The following is a 19,373-nucleotide window of genomic DNA, read 5'->3' as shown; positions in this document are numbered from 1 at the left end:
GCGGTTGCGCCGGTAATGACTTACAGTAAACCGTATGAGTCGGGGTAGCGTTATCTCCCGTCCGCACGAAGCTATCGACACGCGTGTCCGCTCACCTATCTCTGCTCGGGGCCACTGACCCGGCTACCACCGTTTTCGTTCTCCTGGCGCTCCTCCTGGCCGGCGCCGTCACCGGGATCGCCGGCTTCGGGTTCGCACTCGTCGGGACGGCGATACTGGCGACGATCGTCGACCCCTCGGTCGCCGTCGTCCTCATGATCGTCCCGATTCTCGCGACGAACGTTTCGCTGCTCGGCGAACTCGAGCCGCGGGACGTCCGCACGTGTGGCCGGCGGTTCTTTCCGTACGTCGTCGCGACGCTCGTCGGGACGATTATCGGAATGGCCGCGCTCGAGTCGATCCCGACGGAGCCGCTGCTGGTCGCGCTCGGTGTGGTAACGCTCTCGTACGTCGGCGTGACACAGCGAACGATCCCGGTTCCGGGGCTCGGCGCGGTCAAACACCACTGTTTCGTCGAACGAACGGGAATGATGGTCGCGCTGGGCGGCGTCTCCGGGCTGGTCTTCGGGGCGACGAACGTCGGCGTCCAGATCGTCGCCTACGTTCGGAGCCGTGATCTCGATCCGGGGCTGTTCGTCGGCGTCCTCGCACTCGTGTTCCTCGGAATCAACGCCGTTCGGGTCGGTGCAGCCGCGGCGTTTGGTCTGTATCCGTCGGTCGGCGTCGCACTGGTTTCGGTCGCGCTCGCGGTTCCGGCACTCGGCGGCGTTTTCCTCGGACGGCGCGTGCGACCCCGTATTGAGGATCGAAGCCGGCGACTCGGCGTGCTCGGACTGCTCGTGATCGTCGGCGTTCAGCTCCTTCTCAACGGACTCGGCATCGGCTGAGCGGACGAAACGTCGAGTACCCGAGCGTGGCGCCGTTCAGCTCTGTCCGTTCAGCACGATGTAGTCGACGCCGAGGATGCGGTCGTCCTCGTTGAGCTCCCGCTTCGCCTCCTCGGGAACCAGTCCGTCGACGTTGTACACCGTCAGGGCCTCCCCGCCGATCGTCTCGCGGGCGTTGAACATCCCGGCGATGTTGACGTCGTACTCGCCCATCACCGAACCGATGAGGCCGATGACCCCCGGCTCGTCGGTGTTTCGCGTGACGACCATCTTCCCGTGGGGGATCGCGTCGACGCGGTAGCCGTCGATCCGGACGATGCGGGGGTCCTCGCCCGCAAAGAGCGTCCCGTCGACGGAGATCTCGTCGTCGCCGTTGCCGACGGTCACCGAGATCAGGCTCTGGAAGTCGGCGGCCTGGCGGGTCTTCGACTCGGTGACCTCGACGCCCCGATCCTCGGCGATCTGGGGGGCGTTGACCGCGTTGACCTGCCACTCGAGCGGTTCGAAGACGCCCTTGAGCGCCGAGGCGGTGACGAACTCCAGGTCCTCGTCGGCGATCTCACCCTCGTAGGAGACCTCGACGCGCTCGGTGCGACCCTCGAGCAACTGCGCCGCAACCTTGCCCGCGGTTTCGGCGATGTCGATGTAGGGTTTGACCCGGGGGAACGCGCTCTCGTCGATCGAGGGGGCGTTCAGGGCGTTGGCGACCGGCTCCTCGAGGAACGCCGCGGCGACCTGCTCGGCCGTCGAGGTCGCGACGTTCTCCTGGGCTGCCTCCGTCGAGGCGCCCAGGTGGGGCGTCACGATGACGTCGTCGTGCTCGAGCAGCGGCGAGTCCGCGGCGAGGGGCTCCTCCGCGAAGACGTCCAGCGCCGCCCCCGCGAGGGTGCCGTCCTCGACCTTCGCGGCGAGGGCGTCCTCCTGGACGATCCCGCCGCGGCCGACGTTGACGAGGTAGCCGCCCTCGAGCAGGTCGAGTTCCTCGGCGCCGATCATCCCCTCGGTCTCCGGCGTGAGGGGGGTGTGGATCGTCAGGAAGTCCGCGCGCTCGAGACACGGCTCGAACTCGACGAGTTCGGCGCCGATCCGACTGGCGCGCTCCTCGGAGATGTAGGGGTCGAAGGCGACGATGTCCATCCCCAGCGAGTCGAGCTTCTTGGCGACCTCCTGGCCGACCCGACCGAGACCGACGACGCCCAGCGTCTTACCGTCGAGTTCGGCGCCGAGGTAGTCGCTTTTGGCCCACTCGCCGTTCTTCAGGCGGATGTGGGCCTGCGGGATCGAGCGGGCGGTCGCGAACGTCATCGCGACGGTGTGTTCGGCCGCCGCGCGAACGTTGCCCTCCGGCGCGTTGGCGACGATAACCCCGTGATCGGTCGCGGCCTCGATGTCGATGTTGTCGACGCCGATCCCGGCCCGACCGACGATGACGAGCTCCTCGGCCGCCTCGAACAGCTCCTCGGTGACCTCGGTCCCCGAGCGAACGATCAGTCCGTGGGCGTCCGACACCGCCTCGAGCAGGTCGTCGCCCTCGAGTTCGTACCCCGTTTCGACCTCGTGGCCGGCGTCTCTGAGAACGTCCAGACCCGCGTCCGCGATCGGGTCCGTCACGAGCACCTTCATGCGCGAGACACCGCCTTGGAACGGGTAAACCCTTCCGTTGTCGACACGGGTGGCAAAAACCGTCACCGGACGCAAAAACTGCCTCAGATCGTGATCAGAACGGCACCGACGACCACCAGCGCCGCCCCCACGACGACGCCTTTCGTCACCCGCTCGAGGTCCCGGAGCAACGCGGCGGCGAACACGAGCGTAAAGAAGGGCGCGGTCGCGACCAGCGGGTCGACGACGGCGATCCGTCCCGCCTCGAGCCCGAGTGCGGCCATCAGCGAGAGCATCGCGACCGTCGTCAGCAGACCGCTGACCGCGAAGTAGCGGTAGGAACTGCGGGGTCGCTCGAGGACGTCGCGACCGCCGACGGCGAGCGCGTAGCCGACCAGCGCGATCAGTCCCGCGGTTTCGTTTATCGTAACGGCCTCGAGCGCCGAGAGCGGCGTCTCGAGCATTCCGTACCGGCGGGCGACGTTGGCGACGGCGAACGTGGCCGCGGCCAGGATCGGCCACAGCAGATCCCGCGGGGTCCAGCCGCCGAGGTCGCCGCCCCTCGAGATCGCCAGGGTCGAGAGCCCGGCGACGAGGATCACGATCCCGACGCCCGTCACCGGGCCCAGCGGTTCGCCGAGCACCGCGAGCGCGATCAGCGTCGCGAACAGGGGCCGCGTGCTGAGGATCGTGCTGTTGAGGCTCGCGCCGACCCTATCGACGCCGACGAAGATCGCGATCCGACCGAGCGCCGTGCCGATCACCCCCGCGAACGCGAAGACCGCCAGAATCTCGAGCGTCAGCCCGGCGAACGCCGAGTCGCCGTAGAGGATTGCGACGGCGAGCCAGTACCACACCAGCTGGACGACCACGACGACCAGCGCGGCCTGGATCGAGCCGCCGCCGGCCGCCATCCCGCGCTTGTCGAAGATCGGCGCGAGCCCCCACAGGATCGCCGGTACCAGCGCGAGCGCCACCACCTCGAGGGAGGTCCCGATCATCGGTCGTCGTCACCCGTTCGTCCGCCACTGTTCATCGACGACGGGTACGGCTCGGATCGCCGTCACGGTACCGGCGGGCTCGGAACCCGTATAAAAAGCCTCGAGTGTGACATCCAACAGTATATTACTCGCCCTAACCACGACTTACACGTCTTCGATGACTCTCCCGACGCGCTCGTGGCGGTGGCTACAGCTCGACGGCGCCGGTCAGCCGGCGGTGTCGACGGCGCTACCCGAGTGGGAGTGGCTGTTGCTCTCGCTGGTCATCGTCGGCTCGTACCTGCTGGCGCGTCTCGTTCACTGGGCCGGACGGCGCTATCTCCGACCGCTCGAGGAGGACGAGCCGACCACGTTCGGGCGGGCGGCCGTCGAGGAGATCTACACGCCGCTTGCGATCTCGATCCTCCTGATCGGGATCTCCGTCTCGCTCCAGACGTTCGGCATCGTCGAGGCCGAGTCGCTGCTCAGCAACGCCGTCGCGACGGCGCTGACGGTGCTGTGGGCCCGCGCGGCGATCCGGATCGGGAGCCGCTGGCTCGAGGTCGCGAACGGCTCCGGGAACGACTACGAGTTCGCGCCGATCTTCCAGAACTTCTGGACGATCGGGATGGTCGCCGTCGCCGCGCTGGTCGTCGTCTCGATCTGGAACCTCCAGGTGACGCCGTTTCTGGCGTCGGCGGGTGTGCTGGGCATCGTCATCGGCTTCGCCGCCCAGGACGCCATCGGCAACCTGATCGGCGGCGTCGCGCTGTACTTCGACAACACGTACAAGCCGGGTGACGTCATCCTGCTCGAGGAGGGGATGCGCGGCACCGTCGTCGACATCGGTATCCGATCGACGACCGTGCTCACGCCCGAGAACACGATGGTGACGGTGCCGAACTCGGTGCTGAACTCGACCCAGGTCGTCAACCAGACGGCACCGCGACGACACATCCGGGTCGACGTGCCGGTGTCGGCGGCCTACGGAACCGACTACGAGACCGTCGAGCGGATCGCCATCGAGGTCTGCGAGGACGCGCCGATGGTTCGGGACTCGCCCAAGCCGCGCCTGCTGTTTCGCGAGTTCGGCGACTCCGCGCTCATCTTCGAACTCCAGGCCTACGTCGCCCACCCGCTGGCCGAGATCCGCGCCGTCGACCAGCTCAACCGTCGCATCTACGATCGGTTCGCCGAGGCGGGGATCACGATCCCGTTCCCCCAGCGCGAACTCTCCTTCCTCGAGGAGTCGGCCGACGCGGACCAGCGCCTCGACTTCCGCGAACCGGACAAGCCGACGGACGAGGACGAACGGACCGGCGACCGCGACGAGCCGATGGACGGACGCGACGAGCCGATGGACGGACGCGACGGGCCGGCGGAGTCGGCCCCGAGCGGCCCGAGTCCCGACAAGTAGGATCGACTACGCCGCCGTCGTCTCGATCGGCGCGCGCTCGAGCAGCCGGGGCAGGGCCGCGACGGCGGCACCGAGGGAGACGAACAGGGCGACCGAGAGCGTCGTCGAGAGGACCATCGACGCGTCGACGGCGATCGAGAGCGCCTCCGGCTGGCCACCGACCTCGCCCGCGGCGGGGTCGCGCTCCTCGGGCGCCCACCGCGTGACCGATCCGAGCGCGACAAGCGGGACGACGTAGCTCGCGGTCAGCGTCCCGACGAAGATCCCTGCACACCGGGGGGTCTCGAGGCGGACGTATCGGACGAGCAGGTAGCCGACGAGCCCGAGAACGACGAGCGGAACCAGCGCCGAGACGTGGGACGCGAACATTCCCGTCGGCGCGTACAGCCCGCGAGCCGCTTCCTCGCCCTCCACGATCGTCGCACCGTGGCTGCCGAGCATCGTGAAACTCGAGATCACCCACCGGCTCGGCTCGTTTTCGACCTGTGCGAACAGCCCCGTTCCGAACATCGACCCGGCGAGCTGGTAGCTCACCAGGAAGACCGCCGCGAACGCCCCCAGGCCCGACGCCGCGCCGACCGCCCAGGGCGGGGCCTCGACGGTCGGTCGACGGCCGCGCTCGACCGATCGTTCCGGATCGTCGTCTCCGCCGTTCCCGTCGTCCGGATCCGCTTCCGGGGACTCGTCGTCGAGCGACGGCCCCTTGTCGTACTCGAGTCGTCTCTCCGTCGACATGACGCGACGGTGGAAGCGCGTCGCTAACAGCTTTCGGGTGGGGTTCGCCTCGAGGCGGCTCCGAGCGAGTGCCGACCGCCCTCGGGACGGAACCTGAACTGGTTTATCCCGGGCCCCACAACGGGCGAGCGATGACAGTCGTTGCGTTCGATTTCGACGGGACGCTCTCGGACTCCGAGATGACCGTGCTCCTCGGAAAGCAGTGTGGCGTCGCCGACGAGATGGCCGAGATCACCGAGCGATCGATGAACGACGAGATCGAGTACGCCGAGAGCCTCCGCAGGCGAGCGGCGCTGCTCGAGGGACTCGACGAGGAGGCCGTCGCCGCGGCCTTCGCCGAGGTCGAACTCCGCGAGGGGGCGGGGGCGCTGATCGAGTCGCTGAACGACGCCGGCGTCACGACGGCGATCCTCACCGGCGGGTTCGAGCGCGGCGTCGAGGCCGCCCTCGAGCGCGAGGGCGCGACGGTCGATCACATCGTCTCGAACCGGCTGCCGATGGACGACGGCCGGCTCACCGGCGACGTCGAGGGGTCGCTGATCGAGGGAACCAAGGACACCGCCCTCGAGGACCTCGCGACCCACGTCGGCGCCGCACTCGAGGAGACCGTCGCGATCGGCGACGGGGCGAACGACCTGCCGATGCTGCGGGTCGCCGGCCTCTCGATCGGGTTCGATCCCAAACCCGCGGTCGAACCCCACTGCGAGGTCGTCGTTCACTCGATGGCCGAGGTTCGTGACACGTTACTTGCCGAGGGCGTGCTGGACCGCGAGTAACGCGAGAGCTGTCGGACAGCGCTGAAATTCCACGGTAACGGGCCATTTCGATACCAAGAGAGTTATTTACTCAGGGTCGAGTAAGTTGTCTCGATGATGTGGCAAGACCTGGTGTTCATGGTAGGCAGCACGCTCTCGATCCTCTTTCTCGCCCCGACGCTGCGGGACGCGAGCGCCCGCGTTCCCCTCGGGACGAGCATCCCGTCGATGGGGATCGGGATGGTGTACGGCACGACGTTTCTCACCCTCGGAATGACCTTCTCGGCGCTGGGCGCCTACGCCGCGGGGTCGATGTGGTCGCTGATCGCGGCGTTTCGCTCGCCTCAGCGGCCGGTTCAGCAACTGCTACGAGTAACTGGCCTCTCGCTTTTCGCGCGGGACCTGCGACGGTGGGTGGACCGACAGCGTGCCGACCGCCGACTCGGCGAGCAGTACGTTCCGATCGAGCAGCCGTCGGCCGCCCACGGCGACTGACGGGAGCGAAGCGGATCGCTCGAGCCGACTCCGTAGTTCGCTCGCAGAATCACTTCGAAAAGAGGCTCGTGTGTACCGGCGCGAACGAGTCCTCCTCGCCCTCGGCTTCGGGGTTCGTGTCCGTGATCGTCCGCCCGGAGAGCCCGGTCTCGAGCAGTTCCGACAGCGGCGGCCCGACTTTCTCGGGTTCGACGAGGAAGGCGTCGTGACCGTGGTCGGAGTCGACGACGTGGTGGGCGACGTCGACGCCGGCCTCGCGGGCGGCCTCGGCGACGACCTCGGCCTGCTCGACGGTGAAGTGCCAGTCGCCGGTAAACGACAGCAAGAGGAGTTCGCCCTCGAACGCCGCCAGCGCGTCGGCGTCGGACTCGTAGCCCGCCGAGAGGTCGAAGTCGTCCATCGCCCGCGTCAGGTAGAGGTAGCTGTTGGCGTCGAAGCGGTCGGTGAACTTGTCGGCCTGGTAGTCGAGGTAGGACTCGACCTCGCGGTAGGGGAAGAAGGCGGCCGCGGGGTCGGGCGGGGTCTCGTGGACCGTCTCGCGGCCCGCCGACCGCCGGCCGAACTTCCGGGCCATCGAGGCCTTCGAGAGGTACATGATGTGGCCGATCTGGCGGGCGCGGGCCAGCCCGTCCTCGGGTTCGGGCCCGCCGTAGTAGTGGCCGCCGTTCCAGTTCGGATCGCTCGTGATCGCCCGGCGCGCGACGGTGTCGAGTGCGAGACACTGGGCGTCGAGTCGGGCGGCCGTGGCGACGCCCGCGGCCCGATCGACGTCGTCGGGATAGCGTCGGAGCCAGTCTAACACGTTCATCCCGCCGACGCTGCCGCCGACGACCGCGTGGAGCCGACCGACGCCGAGTTCGTCGAGCAACCGTCGCTGGGCGCGGGTCCAGTCCCCGATCGTCACCGGGGGAAAGTCCGTGCCGTACGGCTCCCCGGTTTCGGGGTTCGTGCTCGAGGGACCCGTCGTCCCGTAACACGATCCCGGCGCGTTCGCACAGACGACGTAGTACTCGGTGGTGTCGATCGCCTTCCCCGGGCCGACGACGTCGCCCCACCAGGCGCGGGCCTGGCCCGCGGTCGCGTCGCCGGCGTCGGGACGGCGGGCGACGTGGGCACTGCCGGTCAGGGCGTGACAGATGAAGACCGCGTTATCTCCCGTGAAATCGCCGTACGTCTCGTAGGCGACCTCGAGGGTCGGAATCGACTCCCCCGACTGGAACTGGAACTCGCCGAGGTCGACCGTCTCCTTCGTCGTCACGAGTTACCCCTCGCCGGCCGCGCGTGTAGCTTCGTCGATCGCTCCCTCGAGGTCGGCGAGGATATCCTCGGGGTCCTCGATCCCGACCGACATCCGGACGAGATCCGGCGTGACCCCCGCCTCTTCTTGCTCCTCGGGCGTGAGCTGGCCGTGGGTCGTGCTCGCGGGGTGGATCACCAGCGTCTTCGCGTCGCCGATGTTCGCGAGGAACTGGGCGACCTCGACGTTCTCGCAGAACGTCTTCCCGGCCGCGTACCCGCCGCGCTCGCCCGCGCCCTCGAGCCCGAACGCGATCATCCCGCCGTAATCGGAGAGGTACCGGGAGGCGTTGTCGTGAGTCGGGTGGGACTCGAGTCCCGGGTAGGTGACCCAGGCGACGTCCGCGTGGCTCTCGAGGTAGTCGGCGACGATCGCGGCGTTCTCGCAGTGTTTCTCGACGCGCAGGGGGAGACTCTCGAGACCCTGCAGGGTCTGCCAGGCGTCGAACGGCGACTGCTGGTTGCCGAGGCTGCGCAGCGAGCGATAGCGCGCGGCCGCGGCGAAGGGGGCCTCCGGAAAGTCCCGCGAGAAATCGACGTCGTGGTAGGCGTGGTTCTGACCGGCGATCTCGTCGTAGCCGTGTTCCCCCCACGGAAAGGAGCCGCCGTCGACGAGGATCCCGCCGACCGTCGTCCCGGAGCCGTGGAGCCACTTCGTCGTCGACTCCCAGACGACGTCGGCGCCGTGCTCGAGCGGTCGACACAGCGCGGGCGTCGCAAACGTGTTGTCGACGACGAGCGGAACGCCGTGCTCGTGGGCGATCTCGGCGACGCGCTCGAAGTCGGGCGTCACCAGCGAGGGGTTGCCGACCGTCTCGACGTGGACGAACGCGGTGTCCTCATCGATCGCCTCCTCGTAGGCGTCGTACTCGAGCGTGGAGACGAATCTGGTCTCGATATCTCGACGAGTGGCGGTCTTCGAGAAGTAGGCCGTTGTCCCGCCGTAGGTGTCCGTCGAGCAGACCACGTTGTCGCCCGCCTCGGCGAGGATCAACACCGCCGAGTCGAGCGCAGCCATCCCGCTGCCGGTCGCGACCGAGCCCGCTCCCCCCTCGAGCGAGGTCAGGCGATCCTCGAGCACCCGCACCGTGGGGTTGGCGATCCGCGAGTAGATGTACCCCTCTCCCTCGAGGGCGTACAGCTCCGCGGCGGCGTCGGCGTCGTCGAAGACGTAGGAGGTCGTCTGGTAGAGCGGCGGTGCCATCGCGCCCGTCGCGGGATCCGGCGACTGTCCGGCGTGAACGCTGCGGGTTCCGAATCGCGACTCGGACCGATCGCTGCGCCCGTCGCTCTCGTCGTTGCTCATGTTTAGTACGCATACTTCTCCACGTTCATATGCGTCCCAGTAACGGCAAAAACCGCAGGCCCGAGGCGGTCCGGACGAACGGCTTCTTAGGCGCCGAGTGCGAACCGGAGGGCGTGCACTCGAGTGACCGCGACCGGCTCCTCCTCGCGGCGGTCGTCTTCGCGGTGCTGTTCTCGCAGCTGTTGCTCTACCCCGGCGTCGCGACGCTCGTCGAGACGCTGGGCGCCGAGGCGACGGCCTCGCCGTTCGCCGAGACCGCGCTAGACGCGAGCATGTGGTTTCTGGTGAGCGAGTTCGCGGCCTACGTCGCCTTCGTCGGGGTCTGGGGGCTCGCGAGCGACGCGGTGGGCCGTCGTCGCCCGTTCATCGTCGCCGGCGCGCTGGCCGGCGCGGTCGGCTACGCCGCCCTCGCCGTCGCACCCCTCCTCGGCGGTGTTCCGTTCGAGGGCGTGCTCGTCCTGCGGCTCTTCCAGGGGGCGATGACGATCGGCGCGTTCTCGCTGACGATGACGATGCTGATGGACCTCGAGGGCGGCCACGGCCGCAACATGGGGGCGGCGGGGATCGCGATCGGGCTCGGGGCCGCCCTCGGCGCTCCCGTGGGCGGGCAACTGACGGAACTCCACCCGCTGGCGCCGCTGGTCGTCGCGTCCGTCCTGCTGGTCTGTGTCGGCGCGCTGGTCTCGTTCGCCCCCGACAGAACCGGCGGGGGTCGACGGTCCGCCCGCGCGCTCGTCGAGGGCGTCCGTCGCCGACCGACCCTGACGATCCCCTACGCGTTCGGGTTCGTCGATCGGCTGACGGCCGGCTTCTTCGCGCTCGTCGGAACCCTGTACTTCCAGGACGCGTTCGGGCTGGGTCCCGGCGCGACCGGGCTCATGCTGGCGTGCTTTTTCGCTCCGTTCGCCCTGCTGCAGTACCCGATGGGCGCGCTCTCGGATCGGATCGGACGAACGATCCCGATCGTCGTCGGCTCGCTGTGTTACGGCGTCGGGATCCTCGCGGTCGGCGCCGCGCCGACGGTCGCGACCGCCGCCGCCGCGATGATCGCCGTCGGCGTCCTCGGCGCGCTGGTCTCGCCGGCGACGATGGCGCTGGTCACCGACATCGCGCGCGAGCGCGAGCGCGGCGTCGCGATGGCCGGTTTCAACCTCGCGGGGAGCCTCGGCTTCCTCGGCGGGTTCCTGATCGGCGGGACCGTCGCCGGAAGCTACGGCTACGGCTCGGCGTTTCTCGCGGTCGGCGGGCTCGAGATCCTGATCGCGCTCGTCGCCGTCCCCGTCTTTCTGCGGCTGTCGGTCGATCGTAACGAGCCGGTTCGTGCGAGCGACGGAGGTAACGGCTAACCGACACCTCCGATTTCGAGGGTGAATCGAGCCAGTCGATATTACCGCAAACCGTGGTATGAGAGCCCATGGCGACGCTCGGATGGAGGGTTGCAATTTTTATGTACTCGGTTCCAACCCGTCGTTGATGACACGAGATAACGGCATTTCGCGACGGACCGCGATGAAGGTCACGGGTGCTGCGGCTGCGACGACGCTCGTTGCAGGCTGTGGTGGCAACGGCGACGACGAGAACGGCGACAACGGCGACAACGGCGACAACGGTGACAACGGCGAGAACGGCGCCGACGGTGACGGTGTCGAGATCGAGCCCGGCGAGACGATCGAGCTCGACGCCCAGAGCGCTGGCTGGGAGGGCGTCGCTCCCGACGACATCGACGGCGAAGAGAACCCGACGCTGATCCTCCAGGCAGGCGAGGAGTACGAGATCGGCTGGGAAGAGGGCGACGGTTCCGCTCACAACATCGAGATCGTCGACGAGGACGACGAGGTCGTCGACGACCTCTCGACCGACGAGGAGAACGAGGGCGGCGACGACCAGTTCCTCGAGTTCGAGGCCAGCGACGAGATGGCAGAGTACGTCTGCCGTCCCCACGAGAACGCGATGCGCGGCGCCTTCGAGATCGAGGAAGGCGAGAACGGCGCCGACGACGAGAACGGCGCTGACGACGAGGAGAACGGTGACGACGAGGAGAACGGCGCCGACGAAGAGAACGGTGCCGACGACGAGAACGGCGCTGACGACGAGGAGAACGGCGTTGACGACGAGAACGGCGCCGACGACGAGAACGGCGCTGACGACGAGAACGGCGCTGACGACGAGAACGGCGACGACGAACTCGTCGGCGACGACGAAGACGACGAGTAACGCACTCGTCCCGCGCGACGATTCACCCGTTTTTTTGCGGCGCCCCCCGACGACGGAGCGGTAGCTCCCTCGAGCGACCACACCTCGCTTCCCGAGCCGAGGGTTCGCCGGCCGCACTCGACTCTCGAGGAGCAGCCGCAACTGGTACCTTCTTTTCGTACTGAAACGTATCGGACCGATCTTCGGGACGGCCGGTAGCTCACCCGTCGAATCGGTCGTGTCTCCCGACTCGAGCGGACCGGTTTTCGTGGCGGAAATTCGTTCCGTCTCAGTTACTAACATACATCGTTCTTCCCGTGTTCCTAGCTAGCAAGTCTCTCCGAATTCGGTATGCAGGGACACTCTACTCCCGAATATCAAAATACAAATGCCCCCGGACCGTTCCGTGATAAAATGACTTCACAGCGAGATATCTTTCTCTTCGTTGCGCTCGCGGTCGCCTGGGGGACCGCCTTCGGCGCGGTCGAGGTCGGCCTGGAGACGCTGCCGCCGATCCTCTTCGCCGCGCTCCGACTCGACGGCGCGGTCCTCCTGTTCGTCGCGGCCGTCGCCGCGCTCGGCTACGAGTGGCGACCGCGAACCAGGGCGGACTGGGTTACGATTATCGTCTCGGGCGGGCTGATCGTCGGTGGCCACTACGGGCTCATGTTCCTCGGCCAGTCGTACGTCTCGAGCGCCGTCGCGGCGATCGTGCTCAGCCTGACGCCGATCGTGACGCCCCCGCTCGCGCTGGCGCTGTTGCCCCGCGAGCGGATCCGCGCGCCGGCGGTCGTCGGCCTCGGGCTCGGCCTGGCCGGCGTCGTCACCATCGCGCTGTCGGGCGGCTCGCTCGACGGACAGGTCGTCGGCGTCGCCCTCCTGTTCGGCTCCTCGCTCGTGTTCGCGATCGGCTCGGTTCTCACTGAGCGGACTCGAGGCACGCTCTCACTGCTCCCGCTTCAGACGTGGGCAATGGCCGTCGGTGCCGCCATGCTCCACGCGCTGAGTTTCGCCCACCCCGGCGAGAGCGCGGCCGGATTCCGGGCCGCGCTGACGGCCGAGACGACCGCGGCGCTCGCGTACCTCGCCGTCGTCTCCACCGCGGGCGGCTTCCTGGCGTACTTCGTCCTGCTCGAGCGCGTCGGCGCGAGCGAACTCAGCCTCGTCAACTACGCCTCGCCCGTCATCGCGGCGCTGGTCGGCTGGGCGCTGCTCGGCGAGACGATCACGCTCGCGACGATCGGCGGCTTCGCGCTGATCATCGCCGGGTTCGCGCTGTGTAAGATCGACGCGCTCTGGAAGCTCGGCGCCCCCGTCGTCGGCTACGGCCCGACCCGGCCCGCGGCCGCGGCGGCCAGAGCCGACGACATCGTCGTCGACGGTAACGTCTACGTCGCCGGCACCGACCGCTATACGGGATCGATGCAGTCGGCAGACTGATCCCGCCGGGATCGGAGCGGAAGGACGCGACGAGGGGGATTACCGGCCGACTCGACGTCCGTGGTCTACGCGAGCAGCGGGCCGCCGTTCGTCAACCTGACCCTCGACGATCCGGAAACGACCGTCTTCCAGGCGCTGTTCGGACTACTGCTATTTCCGCTGGTCGTTGCTCGGTTCGAACGCGCGGTGGCGGTCATCAGCGACGACGAGTATGACACACCCGACTACGGCCAGGGTGACACGTAAGCGGTGCAGACGACCGTTGTGCGGTGTCGTCCCGGACCGCGACCGAAGCCGATCGTCTCGTCACAACTGACGACATCACAACTACCATACCGTCTCGTTACGCAGTGGACCCTACTTAGGTGGTTTCCGTGACGGAAAAACGCGAATACAGAGACGACTATCCCGACAAGACGCTGTACATTCCCGGCCCAACCGAGGTGCGCGAGGACGTCATCGAGGCGATGTGCGAACCGATGTTCGGCCACCGGATGGACCGGATGACCGACCTCTACACGACCATCGTCGAGGACACGAAGGAGTTTCTCGGTACCGACAACGACGTGGTCGTGCTGACGGCCTCCGGCACCGAGTTCTGGGAGGCCTCGACGCTGAACCTCGTCGACGAGAACATCCTCGTTCCGACCTGCGGGAGCTTCAGCGAGCGCCACGCCAACGTGGCCGAGCGGCTGGGGAAGAACGTCGACCGGCTCGAGTACGACTGGGGGCGGGCGGTCAAACCCGAAGACATCCGCGAGGCCCTCGAGACGAGCGACGCCGACTACGACGTCGTCGCCTGCGTGATGAACGAGTCGTCGACCGGCGTCCGAAACCCGATCGAGGAGATCGGCGACGTCGTCGCCGAGTACCCCGACACGTACTTTGTCGTCGACGCCGTCTCCGCGCTGGGCGGCGACTACGTCGACGTCGACGAACACGAGATCGACGTCATCTTCGCGTCCTCGCAGAAGGCGTTCGCCATGCCGCCGGGGCTGGCGATCTGTACCGTCAGCAATGACGCCTACGAGCGCGAACTCGAGAAGGATTCGGCGTCGTGGTACGGCGGTTTCCAGCGCACGCTGGACTACTACGACCGGAAGGGCCAGACCCACTCCACGCCGGCGATTCCGGTGATGCTCGCCTACCGGAAACAGATGAAACACATGCTCGAGGAGGGTCACGAGGCCCGCGACGAGCGCCACCGCGAGATGGCCGAGTACACCCGCGAGTGGGCCCGCGACCACTTCGGGATGTTCCCCGAGGAGGGATACGAGTCCCAGACGGTGAGCTGTATCGAGAACACGCAGGGAATCGACGTCGCCGAAACGATCGATGCCGTCAGCGAGGAGTACGACTTCGTCTTCTCGAACGGCTACGGCTCACAGCTCGGCGAGAAGACGTTCCGCATCGGTCACATGGGCGAACACGACCTGGAGTCGATCGAAGCGCTAACCGACGCCATCGAGGACGTCACCGACCTCTGATACGGTTTACTGTAAGTCATTACCGGCGCAACCGCCGCACGGGTCGCGGTTGCGCCGGTAAATCGTTACAGCAATCCGTATGAGACGGACACCCTACGTCGTCGCTCGACGCAACCGGCCGAACTTCCGACACCTCGACTCCCGTATTCCGCCCTCGATTCGGCTCGAGGCGGGGATCCGACTCGAGCAGCTCGAGCGACCGCCCGGTCGTCCGGTTTCGATCGACCGAATCGGCGGTCCCACATGATCGTTCCGGCAGGATATGTAACTATTTCGAGATTCAGAGAGTTTCTACCATGGTACACGTTACGTGACTCTGCAGCCATCATGGTACGAAATATTCGAATGTTCCATGGTAACACGTATCTAAAAGTACCAGAAGGATGAAAGGTTATATGCGTCGGGCGCGTACTTCGATCCGAAACAATCCATGACGCGATACTTCCACCCTCAGTCGGCCGAGTCGACACGAAACCGATCCGCGAATCCGGGTTCGATCGGCGGCGGGCTCGCCTTCGTCCTCGCGGCGATGGGACTGCTCGTCGCGATCAGCTACCCGCTCGCCGTCGCCGCCGTCGTCGTCGCCGTCGCGGCCGCGGCGCTGGTCTTCCGACTCGGAGCGCCGGCGCTGGCCCGCGAGCTTCACGGCCGGATGACCGAACTCGAAGTACCCGGTATCGGCACCGTCCAAATCCGCGTCGACGCCCGGTAACGTCCCTGTTTTGCCGACTGCAGGTCACGAACGCGCTGCGCCGAAGCGACGCCGACACTGTGGCGCTCGAGGAGAACGCGAACGAAGCGCAAAAAACCGAAACTACTGAATGTGGCCTTCGCGACGGAGCTGGTCGGCCTCGCTCTTCTCGTAGCGCCAGGTGATGTCGGCCTTCTCGTCCTGCCAGTCCCAGGGCTCGACGAGGACGACATCGTCCTCCCGGATCCAGATGCGCTTTTGCATCTTTCCGGGGATGCGTGCGGTCCGTTCGGTTCCGTCCGCACACCGTACCTTGACGCGGTTCGCCCCGAGCATGTTGGTGACGGTCGCGAACACCTCGTCGTCGTCGGGCATCCGGAGATTGTTCCGACCGCCGTCACCGTCGTCGCTCATATCGCGGGCTTCGCGTTCGATCGGTTTAATCCTTTATCGATTTCCTCGACGGAACCGCTACTGACCGGCGTTCCGGGCCCGTGACGAACCACGCCGCTTATCTCTCTGCCCTGACCAGTCCACCGTATGCTGAGGCATCTCGGTCCGCTCGGAATCGCCGGTATCGCGCTCTTGCTGGTCGGAATCGCCGTTATCGCCTACGAGAGTCTGCTGGTCGCCGCCGGCCTGTCGTTCGTCCTTCTCGGGATCGGACTGGTGGTGAAAGCGCTCGTCTCGAGCGTGTTCCGACAGTTCGGAATGATGTAGCCGTCGGCTCGCCGCCCTTTTTAGACCTCGTTGTCGCCCGCGCGGTGCTCGCTGATGAGCTGATCGACCATCTCGGCCTTCCGGTCGCGGGTGCGTTTCTCGGCGCGGTCGTGCCAGTCGTCGATGACGGCCTCGACGTCGTCCTCGCGGGCGACGGCGAGCTCGTCGACCTCCTGCATCGCGACGTCGTCGGCGGGACCGACGGGAATCTCGGTCTCGAAGAGGATCTCGTCGGCCACGTCGGACAGCCCGCCCTCCTTCAGTACGACTCGCGGTTCGAACCCCGCGAGCAGCTCCGCGGTCGAGCGGCCCGCGCCGCTGGCGTCCCGGAGGTGGACGACGTCGCCGGCGGCGATACCGTACTGCTCGTCGGCTTCTCGAATGGCGCCCTTCGTGAACTTCTCGATCACCTTGACGGGAACGAGCCCCTCCTTCTCCGCCGAGACGTCGCTGAAGTTCGAGTGGTCGAGCTTCCAGAGGGCCTTCATCCGCTCGACTTTGCCCTCGAGCGCCTCGACCTCCTCGCGAGCCTCGTCGCGCTCGCGCTCGAGGCGGTCGGCCTTGCGGTCGAGCCTCGAGACCTCCCGGTCCCGGCGGACCTCCTTGCGTTCCTGACGGCGGGCGCCGCTGAGGTTGTTCTCGAGTTCGTGGATGCGCTCGTCTTTCTCCTCGAGGCGGTCCTCGAGGGTGCCGACGTGCGACTGGAGCCGTTCGACCTGTTTCTCCAGGTCCTTGATCCGCCGTTCCTCCTCGGTCGGCTCGCGGGGTTCGTGCTCGGTCGACTCCTCCTCGGGCTCGTCGTCCTCGATCAGATCCGCGAGGACGGCCTCGACGCTCTCCTCGCCGGCGACGACCCGCGCCGTGACCTCGCCGCGGTCGATCCCCGGCGGGATCCGCTCGGCGATGCGCTCGAACTGATCCTCGTGGGCGTCGACCGCGTACAGCGCGGCCGCCATCGCGTCGCGCTGGTGATCGTCGTCGTAAGGATGCTCGCGAGTCCGGTGTTGTTTCTCGTCGACCGGCAGATCGCTGTCGGGAACCCAGCCCGCGGCGTCGAAGCTCCGGCGGAACTTCTCGACCGTCTCGGGCATCGGCGTCACGTCCGCGGCCACGACGATCGGTCGGCCCCGCTCGACGATCCACTCGATCACGTCCGCGGTGTCGCTCGTTCGCGAACTCCAGACGTCCAGGACCTCGCCCTCGAGCGAGACGATCGCGACCGCGGTCGTCGTTCCGGGATCGATCCCCACGACGACGTGATCCCGGCGTTTGGCCAGCGGGTGGAACTCGATCCCGTCGCGGCGCTCGCGCTCGATTTCGACGCGGACGTCGCCCGAGCGATTGCGCGAAACCGGAATGTCCTGTGGACGGGTCTCGACCGTGAAGACCGCGTTTGCGAACCCGCCGTAGGCCTCCCGCACGTCGCGGTCGTACTCGAGGTTGGCATCCTCGAGTTCGGACTCGACCTCGCGGGCCCGTTTCCTGACCGAGCCGTGGATGCGGCGAGTGTAGCGGTCCTCGCTCCAGCCGCCGCTACCGGTCGAGCGGCCCCGCGAGACCTTGACCGTCGTCGTGTCGGTAAACGCCGACACCTCGTGGCCGACGTTGTGGGCCGCCAGCCGAGCCGCGGCTTCGGCCTCCTTCATCGGCTGTTTGCCGTAGGGGATTCCGTGACGTTTCGCGACGCGAGAGAGCGGCTCGGGCTGTTCGGCGCCGGTCACCTGGACGAGCTTCGTCCCGGCGGGCAGCGACCCCAGGAAGTGGATCAGCTGGTCCTTGTCCGCCGCGAGCTCGTACATGTTGTCCGTGGCGACGATGGCCGGCTCCTCGTCGTCGATCAACCGTCTGAGTTTCCGGTGCGTGACGACGTCCCGGCTGACGTCCTCGCCGTCGTAGACGACCAGCGCGTACGACGGCGCGTCCCCGCGCACGTCGCCGCTCTGTACGTCGACGCCGAAGACGACCGCGTCGAGCGCACTCGTTCGCGTGCTCACGGCGGGCCATAGGGTCGAGTCGGGTATAAATCCGACGCGGCGATCGAGTTCTCACGGACGCTCGAGGTCCGGAGCGTCCCGAGCGCCTCGAGACCGATCGGAGACGGCGCGCTCGTAAACGTCGGTTCCGACCGCCCGAACGGGCGAGAGCCCCAGTCCCCACGCGACCGGCGCCAGCAGCCGAAACCGTCCGACCAGTCGACGGAACGCCTCGTACCCTTCGGAGACCTCGCCGTCGTGTGACAGGCACAGCGACGCATCGCGGTCGGCGTCGTCGCGGTCGGTCAGCTCGACAGCGGCGTCGGATCGCGGGACGAACCGCACCGAGTCGGTGCTATCGAGGTGGGCGAGCGGGACGATCGCACGGGCACACGCGCGACAGCGATCGTCGTACACCACCGTCGCCTCGTCGTCCGCGTCGACCGCGAGCCGTCGGTAGGCGACGTCCCAGGCGGCAAACAGCGAGAGGACGAGAATCATGTCGATGAAGTACAGTCCCAGGGTAAGGATCACCGAGGCGTGGAACCCGATAATTCCGAGGATCGGAAGCGTCACCGAGAGTCCGAGGACCGCGGCGACGAGCAGTGACACCTGTACCACCGCGGTGCCGACGAAGCCGATCCAGGCGAGCGGTTCGTACTCGACGATCGGCGCTCCGGCGGTGCGATCGATCCCGGTCAGCTCGCCGTAGAAGAGGACGTCGCGCTGAAGGTCGGCACCCGAGAGCCAGATCTCGAGCGGGCCGTTCAGGGCCTTCCCCCAGGCCGAACCGACGTAGATGATCGCGACCGCGAGCAGTCCCCACTTGAGCGCGCGCATCCGGTAGACCCGGTCGCCCCCGCTGGTCAGGACGGCGTTCAGCTCCTCGAGCGACCGGTCGCCCGTCCGCCGAACGCCGTCGACCGACAGCCGGTCGTCCTCGGCGAACAGCGCGAACATGAGGATCAGGTACGAACAGACGAACAGCGACTCGACAGTCCCAGCGAGGTAGATCGTCGCCTTGACCGACAGCATGTGCATCAACAGGAGGCTCGCGAGGCCGCCGGTCCAGCGGGTCCGGTAGCCGACGACGAACAGCACCAACAGGGCGGCGACGACCCACTGCTGGGAGGGCAACAGCGCGAAGAGGAGGTCCTGATGGAGGAAGCCGATCGTCTCGTCGACGTGAAAGTCGGGCCACTCCCCGTAGAACCCCCACTCGAGCGAGAGCACGCGCCAGATGACGTACGTCCCCAGCAGGACGCGGACGACGGCGAGGTTGAGCGGCGACCCGCGGCCGTCGTCGGCAAAGTAGTTGACGAACGCGCTCATCGTGCCTCCTCGTGGTCGGTGACGGTTCCGTCGGTCGGATCGATCGTCACTCGGGGTCGCTCCT

General features: G+C 67.4%; 20 protein-coding genes. 12 read left to right on the top strand and 8 right to left on the bottom strand.

Features of this window, described 5'->3' with window-relative positions; genetic code table 11:
- Positions 1–83 precede the first annotated feature (83 nt).
- Entirely contained in the window at positions 84–887 is an 804-nt protein-coding gene (locus ACNA7R_RS08790; protein ID WP_416283191.1) for a sulfite exporter TauE/SafE family protein, read from the top strand.
- 36 nt (positions 888–923) lie between these two features.
- Here the strand turns inward: ACNA7R_RS08790 and serA are convergent, their stop codons facing one another.
- Both serA and ACNA7R_RS08780 read right to left on the bottom strand, forming a co-directional pair.
- On the bottom strand, positions 924–2,510 hold the full coding sequence (gene serA, locus ACNA7R_RS08785; RefSeq protein WP_416283190.1) for a phosphoglycerate dehydrogenase: 1,587 nt from the start codon (positions 2,508–2,510) through the stop codon (positions 924–926).
- Positions 2,511–2,593: 83 nt separating this feature from the next.
- A complete protein-coding gene (locus ACNA7R_RS08780) occupies positions 2,594–3,490 on the bottom strand; it encodes an EamA family transporter (protein ID WP_416283189.1) in 897 nt (298 codons plus the stop codon).
- Between the two features lie 157 nt (positions 3,491–3,647).
- On the opposite strand from ACNA7R_RS08780, the gene ACNA7R_RS08775 reads away from it, so the two are divergent.
- Positions 3,648–4,886: a mechanosensitive ion channel family protein gene (locus ACNA7R_RS08775; RefSeq protein WP_416283188.1), complete on the top strand. Its 1,239-nt coding sequence runs from the start codon at positions 3,648–3,650 to the stop codon at positions 4,884–4,886.
- 6 nt (positions 4,887–4,892) lie between these two features.
- Here ACNA7R_RS08775 and ACNA7R_RS08770 read toward each other — a convergent pair whose 3' ends face one another.
- Complete coding sequence (locus ACNA7R_RS08770; RefSeq protein WP_416283187.1) at positions 4,893–5,621, bottom strand: hypothetical protein; 729 nt, start codon at positions 5,619–5,621, stop codon at positions 4,893–4,895.
- A gap of 131 nt (positions 5,622–5,752) precedes the next feature.
- Between ACNA7R_RS08770 and serB the strand changes: the two genes are divergently transcribed.
- Entirely contained in the window at positions 5,753–6,397 is a 645-nt protein-coding gene (serB, locus tag ACNA7R_RS08765; protein ID WP_416283186.1) for a phosphoserine phosphatase SerB, read from the top strand.
- A gap of 93 nt (positions 6,398–6,490) precedes the next feature.
- Complete coding sequence (locus ACNA7R_RS08760; protein ID WP_416283185.1) at positions 6,491–6,871, top strand: hypothetical protein; 381 nt, start codon at positions 6,491–6,493, stop codon at positions 6,869–6,871.
- 49 nt (positions 6,872–6,920) lie between these two features.
- On the opposite strand, the gene metX is transcribed toward ACNA7R_RS08760, so the two are convergent.
- Both metX and ACNA7R_RS08750 read right to left on the bottom strand, forming a co-directional pair.
- Positions 6,921–8,129 (bottom strand): homoserine O-acetyltransferase MetX, encoded by a 1,209-nt coding sequence (metX, locus tag ACNA7R_RS08755; RefSeq protein ID WP_416283184.1) that lies wholly within the window; start codon positions 8,127–8,129, stop codon positions 6,921–6,923.
- 3 nt (positions 8,130–8,132) lie between these two features.
- Positions 8,133–9,473: an O-acetylhomoserine aminocarboxypropyltransferase/cysteine synthase family protein gene (locus ACNA7R_RS08750; protein WP_416283183.1), complete on the bottom strand. Its 1,341-nt coding sequence runs from the start codon at positions 9,471–9,473 to the stop codon at positions 8,133–8,135.
- Positions 9,474–9,586: 113 nt separating this feature from the next.
- Between ACNA7R_RS08750 and ACNA7R_RS08745 the strand changes: the two genes are divergently transcribed.
- From ACNA7R_RS08745 to ACNA7R_RS08715, 7 genes are all read left to right on the top strand, one after another.
- On the top strand, positions 9,587–10,819 hold the full coding sequence (locus ACNA7R_RS08745; protein WP_416283182.1) for an MFS transporter: 1,233 nt from the start codon (positions 9,587–9,589) through the stop codon (positions 10,817–10,819).
- A 127-nt stretch (positions 10,820–10,946) separates the two neighbouring features.
- The gene (locus ACNA7R_RS08740) at positions 10,947–11,687 is read left to right on the top strand and encodes a plastocyanin/azurin family copper-binding protein (protein ID WP_416283181.1); all 741 of its coding nucleotides are present in this window, start codon (positions 10,947–10,949) and stop codon (positions 11,685–11,687) included.
- 393 nt (positions 11,688–12,080) lie between these two features.
- Positions 12,081–13,106 (top strand): DMT family transporter, encoded by a 1,026-nt coding sequence (locus ACNA7R_RS08735; protein ID WP_416283180.1) that lies wholly within the window; start codon positions 12,081–12,083, stop codon positions 13,104–13,106.
- A 60-nt stretch (positions 13,107–13,166) separates the two neighbouring features.
- The gene (locus tag ACNA7R_RS08730; protein WP_416283179.1) at positions 13,167–13,352 is read left to right on the top strand and encodes a hypothetical protein; all 186 of its coding nucleotides are present in this window, start codon (positions 13,167–13,169) and stop codon (positions 13,350–13,352) included.
- Positions 13,353–13,480: 128 nt separating this feature from the next.
- On the top strand, positions 13,481–14,593 hold the full coding sequence (locus ACNA7R_RS08725) for a pyridoxal-phosphate-dependent aminotransferase family protein (RefSeq protein ID WP_416283178.1): 1,113 nt from the start codon (positions 13,481–13,483) through the stop codon (positions 14,591–14,593).
- 79 nt (positions 14,594–14,672) lie between these two features.
- A complete protein-coding gene (locus ACNA7R_RS08720; RefSeq protein WP_416283177.1) occupies positions 14,673–14,840 on the top strand; it encodes a hypothetical protein in 168 nt (55 codons plus the stop codon).
- A 183-nt stretch (positions 14,841–15,023) separates the two neighbouring features.
- The gene (locus ACNA7R_RS08715; protein WP_416283176.1) at positions 15,024–15,305 is read left to right on the top strand and encodes a hypothetical protein; all 282 of its coding nucleotides are present in this window, start codon (positions 15,024–15,026) and stop codon (positions 15,303–15,305) included.
- Between the two features lie 102 nt (positions 15,306–15,407).
- Here the strand turns inward: ACNA7R_RS08715 and eif1A are convergent, their stop codons facing one another.
- The gene (gene eif1A, locus ACNA7R_RS08710; RefSeq protein ID WP_416283175.1) at positions 15,408–15,698 is read right to left on the bottom strand and encodes a translation initiation factor eIF-1A; all 291 of its coding nucleotides are present in this window, start codon (positions 15,696–15,698) and stop codon (positions 15,408–15,410) included.
- A gap of 126 nt (positions 15,699–15,824) precedes the next feature.
- On the opposite strand from eif1A, the gene ACNA7R_RS08705 reads away from it, so the two are divergent.
- Positions 15,825–16,004, top strand: a complete 180-nt coding sequence (locus ACNA7R_RS08705; RefSeq protein WP_416283174.1) for a hypothetical protein — start codon at positions 15,825–15,827, stop codon at positions 16,002–16,004.
- 20 nt (positions 16,005–16,024) lie between these two features.
- Here ACNA7R_RS08705 and ACNA7R_RS08700 read toward each other — a convergent pair whose 3' ends face one another.
- Both ACNA7R_RS08700 and ACNA7R_RS08695 read right to left on the bottom strand, forming a co-directional pair.
- Entirely contained in the window at positions 16,025–17,998 is a 1,974-nt protein-coding gene (locus tag ACNA7R_RS08700; protein WP_416283173.1) for a DUF460 domain-containing protein, read from the bottom strand.
- Positions 17,999–18,049: 51 nt separating this feature from the next.
- Entirely contained in the window at positions 18,050–19,309 is a 1,260-nt protein-coding gene (locus ACNA7R_RS08695; RefSeq protein ID WP_416283172.1) for a DCC1-like thiol-disulfide oxidoreductase family protein, read from the bottom strand.
- Between the last annotated feature and the right edge of the window lie 64 nt (positions 19,310–19,373).

Origin of the sequence: Natronococcus sp. (assembly GCF_047921035.1) — an archaeon.
In the GTDB taxonomy this organism is placed as follows: Archaea; Halobacteriota; Halobacteria; order Halobacteriales; family Natrialbaceae; genus Natronococcus.
This window is presented reverse-complemented; position numbering and strand designations above follow the sequence as displayed.